12 protein-coding genes and 3 pseudogenes are annotated in these 12,592 nt (G+C 38.1%); 5 read left to right on the top strand and 10 right to left on the bottom strand.

The window, feature by feature from the left end; translation table 11 throughout:
• Positions 1 to 94: 94 nt before the first annotated feature.
• Positions 95 to 646 carry a TetR/AcrR family transcriptional regulator gene (locus RCG24_RS15210; protein ID WP_202653271.1) on the bottom strand — a complete coding sequence of 184 codons (552 nt, stop codon included), beginning with the start codon at positions 644 to 646 and terminating at the stop codon, positions 95 to 97.
• A gap of 466 nt (positions 647 to 1,112) precedes the next feature.
• Between RCG24_RS15210 and RCG24_RS15205 the strand changes: the two genes are divergently transcribed.
• The gene (locus RCG24_RS15205; RefSeq protein WP_308077415.1) at positions 1,113 to 1,619 is read left to right on the top strand and encodes a DUF1648 domain-containing protein; all 507 of its coding nucleotides are present in this window, start codon (positions 1,113 to 1,115) and stop codon (positions 1,617 to 1,619) included.
• Between the two features lie 185 nt (positions 1,620 to 1,804).
• On the opposite strand, the gene RCG24_RS15200 is transcribed toward RCG24_RS15205, so the two are convergent.
• From RCG24_RS15200 to RCG24_RS15180, 5 genes are read right to left on the bottom strand one after another with little or no spacing between them, the layout of a single operon-like run.
• Positions 1,805 to 2,761: an ABC transporter permease gene (locus RCG24_RS15200; RefSeq protein WP_202653273.1), complete on the bottom strand. Its 957-nt coding sequence runs from the start codon at positions 2,759 to 2,761 to the stop codon at positions 1,805 to 1,807.
• On the bottom strand, positions 2,754 to 3,671 hold the full coding sequence (locus RCG24_RS15195; RefSeq protein WP_202653274.1) for an ABC transporter ATP-binding protein: 918 nt from the start codon (positions 3,669 to 3,671) through the stop codon (positions 2,754 to 2,756). Before RCG24_RS15195 ends, RCG24_RS15200 begins: the two co-directional genes overlap by 8 nt.
• Positions 3,672 to 3,676: 5 nt before the next feature.
• Complete coding sequence (locus tag RCG24_RS15190) at positions 3,677 to 4,381, bottom strand: ABC transporter ATP-binding protein (RefSeq protein ID WP_202653275.1); 705 nt, start codon at positions 4,379 to 4,381, stop codon at positions 3,677 to 3,679.
• A complete protein-coding gene (locus tag RCG24_RS15185) occupies positions 4,378 to 4,752 on the bottom strand; it encodes a GntR family transcriptional regulator (protein ID WP_202653294.1) in 375 nt (124 codons plus the stop codon). Before RCG24_RS15185 ends, RCG24_RS15190 begins: the two co-directional genes overlap by 4 nt.
• A gap of 5 nt (positions 4,753 to 4,757) precedes the next feature.
• A complete protein-coding gene (locus tag RCG24_RS15180) occupies positions 4,758 to 5,543 on the bottom strand; it encodes a hypothetical protein (protein WP_308077414.1) in 786 nt (261 codons plus the stop codon).
• 97 nt (positions 5,544 to 5,640) lie between these two features.
• Here RCG24_RS15180 and RCG24_RS15175 point away from each other — a divergent pair, with 97 nt between their 5' ends.
• Entirely contained in the window at positions 5,641 to 6,243 is a 603-nt protein-coding gene (locus tag RCG24_RS15175; protein ID WP_306792918.1) for an FxsA family protein, read from the top strand.
• A 113-nt stretch (positions 6,244 to 6,356) separates the two neighbouring features.
• Here the strand turns inward: RCG24_RS15175 and RCG24_RS15170 are convergent, their stop codons facing one another.
• Positions 6,357 to 7,085: an MOSC domain-containing protein gene (locus RCG24_RS15170; RefSeq protein WP_308077413.1), complete on the bottom strand. Its 729-nt coding sequence runs from the start codon at positions 7,083 to 7,085 to the stop codon at positions 6,357 to 6,359.
• Positions 7,086 to 7,265: 180 nt separating this feature from the next.
• Between RCG24_RS15170 and RCG24_RS15165 the strand changes: the two are divergent.
• Positions 7,266 to 7,816 (top strand): annotated as a pseudogene (locus RCG24_RS15165) (DJ-1/PfpI family protein).
• A 100-nt stretch (positions 7,817 to 7,916) separates the two neighbouring features.
• Here the strand turns inward: RCG24_RS15165 and RCG24_RS15160 are convergent.
• Positions 7,917 to 8,551, bottom strand: a pseudogene (locus RCG24_RS15160) (pentapeptide repeat-containing protein).
• Between the two features lie 273 nt (positions 8,552 to 8,824).
• Here RCG24_RS15160 and RCG24_RS15155 point away from each other — a divergent pair.
• Together RCG24_RS15155 and RCG24_RS15150 are read left to right on the top strand one after the other, a co-directional pair.
• Positions 8,825 to 9,745: an alpha/beta fold hydrolase gene (locus tag RCG24_RS15155; protein WP_308077412.1), complete on the top strand. Its 921-nt coding sequence runs from the start codon at positions 8,825 to 8,827 to the stop codon at positions 9,743 to 9,745.
• A gap of 402 nt (positions 9,746 to 10,147) precedes the next feature.
• Positions 10,148 to 10,617: pseudogene (locus RCG24_RS15150) on the top strand (NUDIX hydrolase).
• Positions 10,618 to 11,076: 459 nt separating this feature from the next.
• Here RCG24_RS15150 and RCG24_RS15145 read toward each other — a convergent pair.
• Positions 11,077 to 11,259: a hypothetical protein gene (locus tag RCG24_RS15145; protein WP_308077411.1), complete on the bottom strand. Its 183-nt coding sequence runs from the start codon at positions 11,257 to 11,259 to the stop codon at positions 11,077 to 11,079.
• Between the two features lie 29 nt (positions 11,260 to 11,288).
• Positions 11,289 to 12,359 carry a sigma-54 interaction domain-containing protein gene (locus RCG24_RS15140; protein ID WP_308077410.1) on the bottom strand — a complete coding sequence of 357 codons (1,071 nt, stop codon included), beginning with the start codon at positions 12,357 to 12,359 and terminating at the stop codon, positions 11,289 to 11,291.
• Positions 12,360 to 12,592: the final 233 nt, after the last annotated feature.

Genomic DNA, 12,592 nt, shown 5'->3' with positions numbered 1-12,592 from the left:
GAAGTTTCAAAGTAACACAAGTGTTACTTTGGACAAAAATAAAATTGACACTATAGTCATTATCATTATCTTTTAAAGTAACGCAAGTGTCAATTTAATTGTTTGAAAGTATTCCGTGACAAATCATCTCTTTAAGGGAACTGACCCAAAGGGAATATGGGATTTCTGAATGATTGGGGATAGCAACAGATTGAAAAATATATCCCAAAATCAAATTATTGGGAAGGTGACATTTCAGTTTCCCTTCCTTTTTCCCCAATTCAACAAAGTCCTGTAAAAAGCGGTACATATCTGTATGAATTGTTTTAAATTTATCCTGATGGCCTGGAACCTGCTGACCAATTTTAATCAGTTTCTGAATATTAGAGTAGCTAAACATCAAGTCGAGGAGAAACTGAAGCTGTGCTTCAAACCCTTGATATAAGTTGATTTGTTTGAGTTTAAGCAAATATTGATCCATTTCGTAAAAGATGTAGTTTGTAATCAGTTCGTCCTTATTTTCATAGTATTTATATAATGCGCCGCGCGAGACATTCAAGCTGTCAGCTAAAAGACTGAAGGTAAATCCCTCATAGCCGTGACTCAGCAGCAACGCCTTGGTTGCTTGAAACAATTCATCAGTCGAAAATTTCCGTTCACGTGCCATATTCCTCACCTCGGTTACTATTATAAACAATAACAGGATTAATAGAAAATGAATGGTTCTCCTAATCCACGGATGAAGGACATTTTCTCTATTTTTTTCATGCCGTAGAACCTCGCTATGAGACAGTTCGACGCTTTTTCCATAGAATTCGCTATAAAATGTTACGCTCGGTTTTCTTGCCAGTATTACAATTTTATCAGCTTTTTCGAATTATTTTGTCGCCTTTATGAAGGGTATTCGCTCTGAACCTAAACGTTTATAGTCCTTTGGTGGAATTGGATAGGCTGGAAAAAAATAAGAACAGAAACAAACAAGATTTTTTTAAAGGATAATTGGGAAGAGTCAACGAATATATCTAATGGGATATTGATGAGATAAGATTTGAGTCGTATCACAGTAAATTATGAATAAAAACATTTCTACCAATGCAGTTATTTTAGCATGTTGTAAATGGAGGAAAGACGAATTGGCAAATTATTGGGAAAGGCCCAAAATACGTATTCCAAAGTCAAAGAGTGAGATTATTTGGGATATAATTGGGTATTCATTTTATTTTGGGTCAATTATCCTTTTACTTGTTGTTTGGGGAATGCTGCCGGACCAAGTGCCAGGACATTATAATGCTGTTGGTGAGGTGGACCGTTGGGGATCAAAATGGGAACTTCTAATCCTTCCATTGGTGGGGGCATTTATTCTTATTTTAATGACCGTGCTTGAAAAATTCCCCGAAGCCCATAACTATCCTGGCAGACTGAATGAATCTAACGCAGAACAATTTTATTTACACAGCCGAAAATTAGTAAATCAACTAAAAAACATTTGCCTTGTCAATCTTTCTCTCATCGAATTGGAATCTGTTTCAATTGCTTTAGGATGGAGTGGCGGTTTTGGCGTGTGGTTCTTACCGGTGGCGATTATTGGCACCTTCATTCCCATGATCATAGGGATACTAAAACAAAGGCGGATAAAATAGCACTTTCCGGTCTATAAGCTGCAAGGAGAAAATATTGGCGCTTGAATTGACCCATGCAGACGGGATGACAGCAAAGTATAAAAGGTGTATCGAGTAGGCGCAGTAGTGCGCTTTCTGATACACCTTTTCAGCAATTTTAATTTTCATTATTCAATCCAATTCTAGGTAAGGGGACCCATTTATAATTAAACCGAAATATCCCGTTTTGTAAAAATCCCAAAGGCGAGCAGATGAAAAATGGCAAAGTAAATCAACAACATTGTGATGGAAAAGGTCATTGTCATGCCTTCGACAAGTGGAATCCCATCGAAATACTGCATTAAGTTAGTGTTGGCAAACAGGCTGTATTTTGCCCAATCAAATTTTGCCGCCAACAGGTTTGTAATCGTTCCGCCCATGAGTAACAGGAATACGGACAGCCCGATGGCCAAACCGCTGTTACGGAAAACAGCCGAAATCATAAAGGCCATGGTGACGAGCATATAGACGCTGAGAGAATTTAAAGCATATGTTTTTACAAGATAGAAAAAGAGATTTTGTTCTACTACTTTGCCGTCTACGTATGCGAGATGCACATTATTGGCTGCTTCTCCGGAGCCGAAAAGAACAAAGCCGGTAATTCCCGCGGTCACGAATACGACCGCAAGCATCAACAAGAAGAAGAGATTTACAGAAAGATATTTAGACAGCAGAACCTTCCACCTTTTGTAAGGCTTGATTAGCAATATTTTGATGGTGCCCCAGGAAAATTCATGTGCCACTATACCAGCTGCAACAATAATCACAAATAGACCGGCAAAACTAATGAAATCTGTCGAGTCTCGCAAAAATGTCCAAACAGTTCTTTCCTGATCAGGAGCTAAATCATGTTTAATCCGATATTCATTGATGGCAATTTGTTTTTTCTGATATTCAATTGCCGAAGGTGCAGCCATATCCATCTGCTCCAGATTTTGTTTCAAGTTCTTATTCTCCGCTTGCAGTTCTTGCTTCCAATCGGACTTGGCTGGGGGCTCTTTTGAGTCAAAATATTTCATTAAGCCCCCTGCGGCAAAGACCATGAGGATGACCAAGACCATCATCAACAAAGTACTTTTTTGTTTCCAAATTTTCACCCATTCATTTTGAATCAGCTTAAGCATGCATTATTGCCTCCTCCTGGGTAATTTCTAAAAATCTGTCTTCGAGAGATTTTTTGATCACTTTCATTTCAAAAACAAGCAGGTCATTCTGAAGGAGAATCTTTAATACATCGGGAACCTGAGTCGTTTCCAGTAATAGCTGAATCCCTTCCGTGTGCTCGGTTGCCTGAATATGATGCTTCGCCAATAAGGCAATGGCTTGTTTCCGGTTGTTTACATCGCACAAATAAGTTTTCTTATCCGTCTCGACTTCATTTCTTACGGATTGGACATTGATTAATTTGCCCTTTTGAATGATGGCAATCCTGTCACACATCATTTCCATTTCCGCCAGCAAATGACTGGAAACAATGACAGCAAGTTTTTTTTCCTGAGCCAGCTTCCGCAGATAATCCCTGATCTCTCGAATTCCTGCCGGGTCAAGTCCATTGGTCGGCTCATCAAGAATCAGCACCTTCGGATTGTGCAGCAGGCTTTGTGCTATCCCGAGCCTTTGGCGCATCCCGAGGGAGTACGTTTTAACCTTATCATGGATCCGATCGCTTAAACCGACCAGTGCCACAGCTTCATCGATTCTTTCCTTGGTAACGCCTTTTATGATCCGGGCAGCTTGCTGCAGGTTTTGATAGCCTGTTAAAAATTTATATAGCTCAGGATTTTCTACAATCGCTCCTACTTGTTTAATCGCCTTTTCAAAATCCTTCGTAATACTGTTTCCGCAAATTGTAATTTCACCGGAAGTGATGTTGATTAAGCCAACCATCATTCGGATGGTCGTCGTTTTTCCGGCGCCGTTCGGTCCCAAGAAGCCAAAAACCTCTCCTTCCTGGACTGTAAAGCTTAAGTCGTCAATAATCGTTTTGCCGCGAATCTTTTTTGTGACCTGTTTTAACTCAACTACTGAATCCATCTTTCTCACACTCCCATTTGTTCCATCGTTTGTTTAAACCATTCCAAAACGGAAAGGCCTTGCTGTTCGCGAAGTTGTTCGACATTTTCGTTGCCAACAATCCGGCCATTGTAAATCACCATTACCTCATCCAAAATTGCTTCGATTTCATCCATTTCATGAGTAGCAATCACCACGGTTTGTTTGTCAAACTGGATGTAGGTTAGCAGGCTTTTTACAATCGAATCCCTCACCATTGGATCTAAGCCGGATAGCGGCTCATCAAATAAGAGAATCGGTGCCTCCCTTGCCAAAATGAGTACAAGCTTCAAACGACCGCGATTTCCTTTTGACAATTGTTTCATTTTTTTATCGCCGGAAAGATTCATCTCTTTCAGCAGTTCATTCGCTTTTTCAAGATTGAAATCGGGAAATTGTGAAGCGTAAAAGGCAACGACCTTATCTACGGTAAAGGAATCATAAAACATGTCGAGTTCCGTTAAATAGGCGACGGAATGACACATTTTTCGGGTAACCTGTTGTCCTAAAACCGTGATTGTACCACTGTTCGGATAAACAAGACCGGTAATCATTTTTAATGTTGTCGACTTCCCGCTGCCATTGGGCCCAAGCAGACCGTATATTTTCCCCGGCTGAAACTGCAGGTTTACATGATCCAAGGCTGCCTCCGAACCGTATTTTTTGGTCACATTTTCGAAACGGATTGTCATTTTTCCTCACCTTCTTTTAAATACTCTTGCAGCGCGGCGATAATTTGCTGCTTGGTAATGCCCAGTTCCTCCATGTTTTTGATAAACTGTCCAATCACTTCGGTTTGCATGGTCTGCTTCAGTTCGTCGACAATGGTTTTTCTTTCAGTGACAAATGTGCCCTGCCCCCGTTTTGTTTCCACGACTCCCATCCTTTCCATTTCCGCATATGATCTTTGAATCGTATTAGGATTCACTCCAGATTGAATCGCCATTTCTCTAACAGATGGCAGCTTTTCTCCCGGCTTGATTTCCCCACGGACGATTGTTTGAAAAATGGTATCAACAATTTGCAGATAAATTGGTTTCGATGTTTCAAAATGATTTGCCATCATCGTTACACCTCAACTTTCTTTTCGAGGAGCCAGCTGGCGGCAAAAAATAAACTGACCGTCAATATCGTATAATACAAAATTGGGATGATCGGTAATGCTGCCTCTATATATTCCACTCTCCAGCTTTTGCTAGGATCGTAGGTCGCTTTCGGTGCCACTTGCAAATTGATCCCGAATGCAAACAGATTATGTTCAATAACGTGGATTTTAGTAAGAAAAGTTTCCAATAGGTTATAGGCAACCCAAACCAAAAGAACTAAAAGTCCACGGAAATGATTTAACTTTGGAAATTTGCCTAAAGAATGATAGAACGTCCATAGGAAAACTACCCACATGGAAATATAAATCGAAGTCGATAAAATCGCCATTTCGAAGTAAATCCCTTGTTTGACAGGGAGGAATTCGCTAAAGCGAGTGATTAAATCATTATTTACAAGAACGCTCATAACGAAAAGACCGTACAGCGATAGAAGGACTTGAGCTCCGATTTGTAATAACAGGGCAGCACAGATTTTTGAAAATAAAAGCATCTGGCTGCTTTGCGGGTTATACAGCCACATCTGATTTTTTCCTTCTATTCTTAACACATGCAGTAAGAGGATAGGCATCAAAAAAATATGAATCCCAGCGAGCATCACAAAAATAGGGACAACTCCATCTGGTTGATCGAATTTCTCTGTCAGGGCATAACCTCCCCCCATGCCTATTACCGTGAACGCAAGCCACATCAGATACCAAAATCTCATCAATGATAGGTCTTTTTTCACTAATCCGATAAAAGCATTCATTCGTTGTTCCTCCAATATGAATGTATTAGTGTACTAATTGAATAGTACACTAATACATTTGACGCTGTCAAGAAAAAATTTTCCTGGGGGTTGCAAAATGTGCCATCCTTGGGTAATGCCACCATTATTGATCATAGCTAATTTTGAGAGTGTGGGACCAAGCAGGCTAGTAAAAGCGGGGGAGGTCGTATTAATCAAACGATTGATGGAAAAAGAGGAGAGGCAGAATGTTGAACTAATCGAGAACAATTCCTTTCTTTTAATAGGCCAGGCCGCTATAATGGAATCAATCCGATCGAAAGGGAGCATTCGTATGCGGTATTTTATTCTATTGCTTATAGCCATTCCAGCAGCAGAGATTGCTGTGTTACTGGTATCAGGAAAAACGATTGGCGTCGGGGCCACTTTATTGCTGATTATTGCAACAGGGGTCATTGGGGCCTATCTGGCGAAACGAGAAGGTCTGCAAACGATTCGCAAGGCCCAAGAGCAGCTGCAGCATGGACAAATTCCCGGCAGTGCCGTTTTAGATGGAATTTGTATTTTAATTGGCGGCATCCTGCTGTTAGCTCCTGGTTTTATCACTGATATTATCGGGTTTTTTCTGCTTTTTCCGCCAACCAGAAAGTTTTTTAAACTTCTCATGCTCCGTTACATCAAAAAAAGAATAGAACGCGGTAATATAAAAATTATCAGATGAAACATGCCAGCATCCAATAATAGGTGCTGGCATGTTTAAGGGTGATTTGCATTAGAGGCTGGATAAAGTTGGTCTAAATAACCTCTAAGAATAGCAAATGTTGCTGTCCAAGTTTATTCTTGAAGAACGATTTCATCCCCAACGTGAATTTTCCCGGTTTTTATCACAGACGCATAAACACCAAAATGATTATCTCTTTGTTTTGCCACTGTTTTAAGCAAGGATCGATCTCTCTCGCCACTTTCTGGATGAACAGTGATAATCATACACCGCTCACAATGCCTTATTAGCTCGATTTCCACTTCTTTTCCGATTCTCATTCGTTTGCCGAACCATGTGTCTTCGATAAACGGAATCTTTTCCTCTAAGTCAATCAGGATATTCGGCCGGAAACGCCGATAATCAATCGCTGATTTTCCCCACATTTCTTCCAATCTTTTGACCGAAGCATCGGTTACCAGTTGAATGTGCTCTTCTTCAATTGCTCCTAAAGGTACATGTGTAGGGGGATAGGTAATCAGAGAGACTTTTCGGCCTGATTGATTTTTAATTTCTTGGGTTAATTCCTCGTCGCCCCACTCAACAATCTTCCCTTCAGGTGTAATGATTTCCACCTTTGGATATTGATCCTCTAATTCTTCTCCAACGAATCTAGCTTTATAGCGAGCCATTTCGGGAAATTGGGTAATCGTCAAAAACTTTCCTTTTCTTGTTTCGTCTAAAAAAGCATGGCTGCGGTCACCGTACAGACCATATTCCATGATTTTTGTTTCTTGGACACTTTCACCGTAAAAAGATTTTACCGGATGGCGGACAATTTCTTTAATATGACCGATTAGCATAATAACAACCCCCAATTCAAAGTTCTTTTTCTAAAGTATACCAAAGCATTGGCCCAATAATTTTGCGATATTATGAAAAATTGTCTTACAAGGATAAAAATAAAGGGGATTTTGGAAAATAAAGAGAATATATTATGATGATAGACATTGTTTGCTAAAAATGGAGGGGAGGAATTACATATGTCTAAAAAAGTACTCATGATTGCTGGAGATGCAGTCGAGGCATTGGAGATTTACTATCCTTACTTTCGTTGTTTAGAAGAAGGGTATGAGGTAAAAATTGCTGCACCATCAAAAAAGAAGCTGCAAACGGTTGTTCATGACTTCATCGGCTGGGATACGTATACCGAAAGCAAAGGATATCTAATTGAATCTCAGTTAGCCTTTGAGGAAGTCAATCCGGAGGAATTTGATGGCTTGATTATCCCTGGGGGAGAGCGCCGGAATACATTCGTTTAAATGAAAACGTCCCAAGAATTGTCGCCCACTTCTTTGAAGCGAATAAACCGGTTGGCGCCATTTGCCATGCCAGCCTTGTGTTAACAACGGTCCGCCAGTATTTAGAGGGCCGCGAGCTGACAGCTTATATCGCCTGCAAACCGGATGTTGAAGCAGCAGGTGCCACCTATATTGAAAATACTCTCCATGTTGAGGGCAATCTCGTATCTGGTCATGCTTGGCCCGATCTGCCAGGATTCATGAGAGAGTTTATTAAACAGCTAAATCGATAGACTACCCGAAACATACTGTGATGATGCAGCACAGTATGTTTCTTCAACTGTTAAAATTTCCAACTTTGTTATAGAACGGTTAATAATTTATCCAGATAGGTTAATCCTTAATAATCAATCCCATTAGCGTTGCAAACTGAATTGCCTGATAGGATGATACCTTGCAGCCTTTAAGCTTTCAATAGAAACCGTAAGTGTATCAAAAGCAGACGAACTAATATCGATTCCTTTTAATGACGTTTGATCAAAGTTTGCTCCATCAAGATTACATTTTTGGAATTCAACCTTTTTTAGTTTACAGTCATAAAAATCTGCACTTTTTAATGAAGCTTCTTCAAAGATCACTTTTTCTAGCTTGGAATTGCCGAATCCCGCCAGGTTTAATATTGAATTCTCGAATTTAACATTCCCTATGCTAGATTCCACAAAATTTACACCGATTAACTTACTGTTTTTAAATTCGACCCGATGAACAGAAGATTTGCTTAAATTAACATTTGATAAATCGCAATTCTCAAAACAAACATCTGTCATATCAATATTACTAAAGTCTGTATTCGTGAATTTACAATTCTTAATCACGGAATTATATAGCCGGACTCTATCTAAGGCTTCATTTTCAAAAGCAGAGCCTTCGATTTTACACATTTCGAGTATCGGGTCTTCTTCATAAAAAATATCGTTAAAATTTCTTAAAGATAACTCCGGAGAAATCCTTGGAAAATCAATTTTCACATATTGCCCTTCTTTCAGTAATTAGTTAGCTAACTAGCAAATAGTGTATCATTAATTATTCTTGCAAGGTATATTCAAATTAATATTTGAGTTTGATTGTGCCAAATTTGAAGAATTGTCCTAAACAATGAGTTAATCAAGAAAGATTACGTCCTTTTTGTTGAAATTATTAAGCAACGGGGAGTTTTAGAAGGAATTGCGGAGAACGAAGCAGAATAGAAAAATGAGCTTTCTTATATTCCAAATTTTATCTAGATGAGTAGGATTCCTTTTATGAAACTTATTAACGGCGAATATATGATAGAACTAAACGGCATAAAGCATTGGGTGAAAATTGAAGGTATTGAAAATAATACAGTGCCTTTAATAATAATTCACGGTGGTCCAGGTGGAAACCATTACACTTTTGAAAGAACAGCAGGTCCATTGCTTTCCAAAACAAGAACCATTGTCTATTATGAGCAGCGAGGTTGTGGTAGAACTCATAAGCCAACCTCAGATGATGACTACACTATTGAGCTATTAATTGAGGACTTCAAAGAGCTAAAAAGGTGGCTAGGAGTGGAAAAAGTTGATCTATTGGGACATTCGTTCGGGGGAGAACTTGCTCTTGAATTTTCTTATGCATTTCCTAAAGAAATAAATAAGATTATCCTTTCCGGCCCTAGTTTGATGAGATCAGAAATTCAAAAGATGGTTCAAATAGCAGGATTTTTTTCAGTAGGTAATTTCGAGCTTCGCAAAAATATTTCAGAGTTCCTACAGAATTATTTTTCTCTAGAAGATATTTATGAAAAGGTTTGGAACTTTGTTGATACTGAAACTGTTGATTCCTTCCTATTTGAGAACAAAAGGATTGCACATAAGAACAGGCAACTTTGGAAGGAAAGCAAGTTAATCAATACAGGGTTAATGATGCGCTGTATTCAGAATAGTTGTAATGGGTCTCCTTTAGAATCTCGCATAAAATATATAAAGCAAAAGGCTTTAATAATTGCGGGTGTTTATGATCGGAACACAGGGTTGCCGATATCTACATTAATACATAAAGAACTACCCAACAGTCAATTAATCTTATTTGAAAAAAGTGCTCATTTCCCGGATTTAGAAGAAACAGATAAATTTGTGAATGTTATTCTGGAGTTTTTGGATAATAGAAGATTCAATGAGGGGTCTCCCTTTTTATTAAACTAAATTTCAAAAGTTAAGCAAGGATTTGCAATTAAACAAATATTTATAGGGGAGTTGGAATGATGTTTGAACTTGTTAAAAAAATATACTCACCAGGCAAGGCATATTAGGTATTAATAAATTAACGTTTAAGAGACGAGCTCTAGATATTAACGCTTATTTTTGGAATAGTGAATGAGAAATTTGGCTAAGCCTTCTTATTTACTGATAATCTTGATCATGCAATGAAATTGCTAAGGAAAAACTGAAGGCCTGTTCAGGCGAGATAATTGCATAGAATGGCAAATTGTAAATAAATCATATAAGCTATCAAGGGCGTTTATCCAAATAATTGCTTCTTTATGTTGGAGATACCAAGCTACTGAGCAGGATTATCGAATTACCACGTTCATGTTGGAGGATTGTATGGGATACATTATGGATTTAAGAAAAATAGTTGGTAGTCGCCCCCTAATTATGGCTGGTGCATGTGTAATCATTGTAAATAGTAGTAACTATTATTACAGCTTCGGAGGGATAATAATTGTTGGGGGTTACCTGGGGGTTCTTTGGAGATAGGGGAAACATTAGAAAATGCAGCTAAAAGAGAATTATTCGAAGAGACAGGTTTGACTGCAAATAATTTAACTTTGCTCAATGTCTTCTCTGGACAAGATTTTTACTATAGATATCCTAATGGGGATGAAGTATATAATGTAGTAACGGCTTACATATGTAAGGATTATGGTGGGGTATTAAAAGGTGATGAAATTGAAGTGAGAGAATTAAAGTTCTTCAATTTGACCGAAATTCCCTCCAATATTAGTCCGCCTGATTTACCAATAATAAATGAATATACAGAAGTACTAACCAGGGGTGAACAGAGTATAATTTAGGAAAGAAAATAAAGCGTATGACAAATTTGGAAACGACATTTCCAGAACTGTATTCAAAGCTTGCGGTTTCACTTTTGTATTTTATTCAGCTGTTATTGTGTATAGTTTGGTTGATTTACATAAGATTTTACGCAGACCCTATTATTTTGAAAAATATATTTTCTCATTATTATCGTTAATTATCTTGTTGCACTTTACCTTCGTTTTTTTCACTAAATTTCTTACTTGTAAAAACTATAAAAGCGTAACCTATTTATTAGGAGGAATTTCAGAAATTTCGTCAAGTAATATAGCTTCCAAACCATCATGTTCTAAAAGGAAGTCATGTATGAGGTTTGATGCAATTAAAAGAGTACCAGTCACATCCAGAGGGATGCTGTGTGGTACTCTTTTGCTAGATTAACGATAATACTGTTATAACAAAGCTTTTAACAACTTTAATTCTATAAGGACTAACTTTTATTTGGATTTTTGGAGATTTTTCCTCATCAGAGAGGCCACTTGGATGTTATCCTGATTCGAACGGTTTTCCAAGTTCTTAATAATTAACTCTTGTCGTTCCACTGGGTGGTTTTGGCTTAATTTAGCCTTTGCTTCCATTTTGGTGATTTTTATTCTGAACGCGACAATTCCTTTCCTCATTCCTTCGAAAAAACTCGGGTCTACATCATTTAATGACAAAGCCACCTGACCATTTCTGGGGAAAATTGTTTACTTATATTATACTTTTGATTGAATTTTGCAATGAACTCGCTGATTAGTGAGGGAATTTCATCTTTCCTTTCACGAAGTGGCGGGAGTGACAATCGAATGACATTAATCCGGTAATAAAGATCCTCTCTAAATTTTTTCTCTGCGACCAGTTTTCTTAAATTTTGATTGGTCGCACAAATAACCCTGCATTTGATTTCTATTTCTTTACTTCCCCCAATTCTTGTTAATTTTCTATTTTGCAATACCGATAGAAGCTTAACTTGCAGATTTGGAGGAATTTCCGAAATTTCGTCAAGAAAAATAGTTCCCAAACCAGCCGCTTCAAAGTAACCTTTCTTGCCTCCTTTTTTTGCACCGGTAAAGGCCCCCTCTTCGTATCCGAAAAGCTCGGATTCAAATAAAGATTCAGGGATTGCCCCGCAATTGACTTCAATGAAAGGTTCTTCATGTCGAAACGATTGTTTGTGTAATAGGTGGGCAACTCGGCTTTTGCCAACGCCTGATTCTCCCTCAATTAGCACGGTCACATCAAGATTGGCAACTTTTTCAACAATACCCATGATTTCAGTCATTTTGGGATTTTTATAGAGAAATGATTCCAATTTCTTGAGGTTTTCAATTTCCTTTTTATACATCGCAAGTGTTTCGGCAACCTGTTCATTTCGTTCCTTTAGCTTTTCAAATTCTGTGATATCTCTTGAAAAACTTAACGTTCGTTCCAGCCTGCCCTCCAGAAAAATGGGATAGGCTGATACCAAAATTCTTTTTCCGGCTTTTGTTTGTTGAACAATGGTAACGGGCTGCTGTGATTTTAGAACAAGAGCTGTAACAGATGGGTTCAAAAAGCCTTCTATTTCAAGCTCAAATACATTTCCCCCGATTAACTGCTCCGGTTCCACTCCGTATAATTCATAACATGAAGGGCTAACTGCTAACACATTCCCTTTACCATCAGTAATAAATATTTCATCGAAGGAGTATGAAATGATTTCTTTCAATAATATATTTTCCATTGTTTCTGCTACCATTTATTTCACTCCACTTCTATAGTCATTATTGGGTTGTTTTAGTCAAAAATGACTACAGCAGAAATTCTACAATTCTGGCACAAATTCCTTTGAGATTTATCGCCTCTTTAAGAGTCTTTTTTCGACAGAGCCTTGGGTTTACTGCCAAATTTAGATGCTGAAAGCAAGGATCAATTTTTTGATATTTCAAAAAACTGGCATTGACGATGAAATCTCCCAAAATATATACTAAC

Source organism: Neobacillus sp. OS1-32 (assembly GCF_030915425.1).
In the GTDB taxonomy this organism is placed as follows: Bacteria; Bacillota; Bacilli; order Bacillales; family Cytobacillaceae; genus Neobacillus; species Neobacillus paridis.
The sequence above is the reverse complement of the archived record's forward strand: the minus strand, read 5'-3'. Positions and strand labels throughout refer to the sequence as shown.

Excerpts from the sequence above, each read along its gene's own strand:
- RCG24_RS15210 (WP_202653271.1), bottom strand. The coding sequence starts at position 646 with ATGGCACGTGAACGGAAATTTTCGACTGATGAATTGTTTCAAGCAACC.
- RCG24_RS15140 (WP_308077410.1), bottom strand. The coding sequence starts at position 12,359 with ATGGTAGCAGAAACAATGGAAAATATATTATTGAAAGAAATCATTTCA.
- RCG24_RS15180 (WP_308077414.1), bottom strand. The coding sequence starts at position 5,543 with ATGAATGCTTTTATCGGATTAGTGAAAAAAGACCTATCATTGATGAGA.
- RCG24_RS15155 (WP_308077412.1), top strand. The coding sequence starts at position 8,825 with ATGAAACTTATTAACGGCGAATATATGATAGAACTAAACGGCATAAAG.
- RCG24_RS15200 (WP_202653273.1), bottom strand. The coding sequence starts at position 2,761 with ATGCTTAAGCTGATTCAAAATGAATGGGTGAAAATTTGGAAACAAAAA.
- RCG24_RS15175 (WP_306792918.1), top strand. The coding sequence starts at position 5,641 with ATGTGCCATCCTTGGGTAATGCCACCATTATTGATCATAGCTAATTTT.
- RCG24_RS15145 (WP_308077411.1), bottom strand. The coding sequence starts at position 11,259 with ATGAGGAAAGGAATTGTCGCGTTCAGAATAAAAATCACCAAAATGGAA.
- RCG24_RS15190 (WP_202653275.1), bottom strand. The coding sequence starts at position 4,381 with ATGACAATCCGTTTCGAAAATGTGACCAAAAAATACGGTTCGGAGGCA.
- RCG24_RS15185 (WP_202653294.1), bottom strand. The coding sequence starts at position 4,752 with ATGGCAAATCATTTTGAAACATCGAAACCAATTTATCTGCAAATTGTT.
- RCG24_RS15170 (WP_308077413.1), bottom strand. The coding sequence starts at position 7,085 with ATGCTAATCGGTCATATTAAAGAAATTGTCCGCCATCCGGTAAAATCT.
- RCG24_RS15195 (WP_202653274.1), bottom strand. The coding sequence starts at position 3,671 with ATGGATTCAGTAGTTGAGTTAAAACAGGTCACAAAAAAGATTCGCGGC.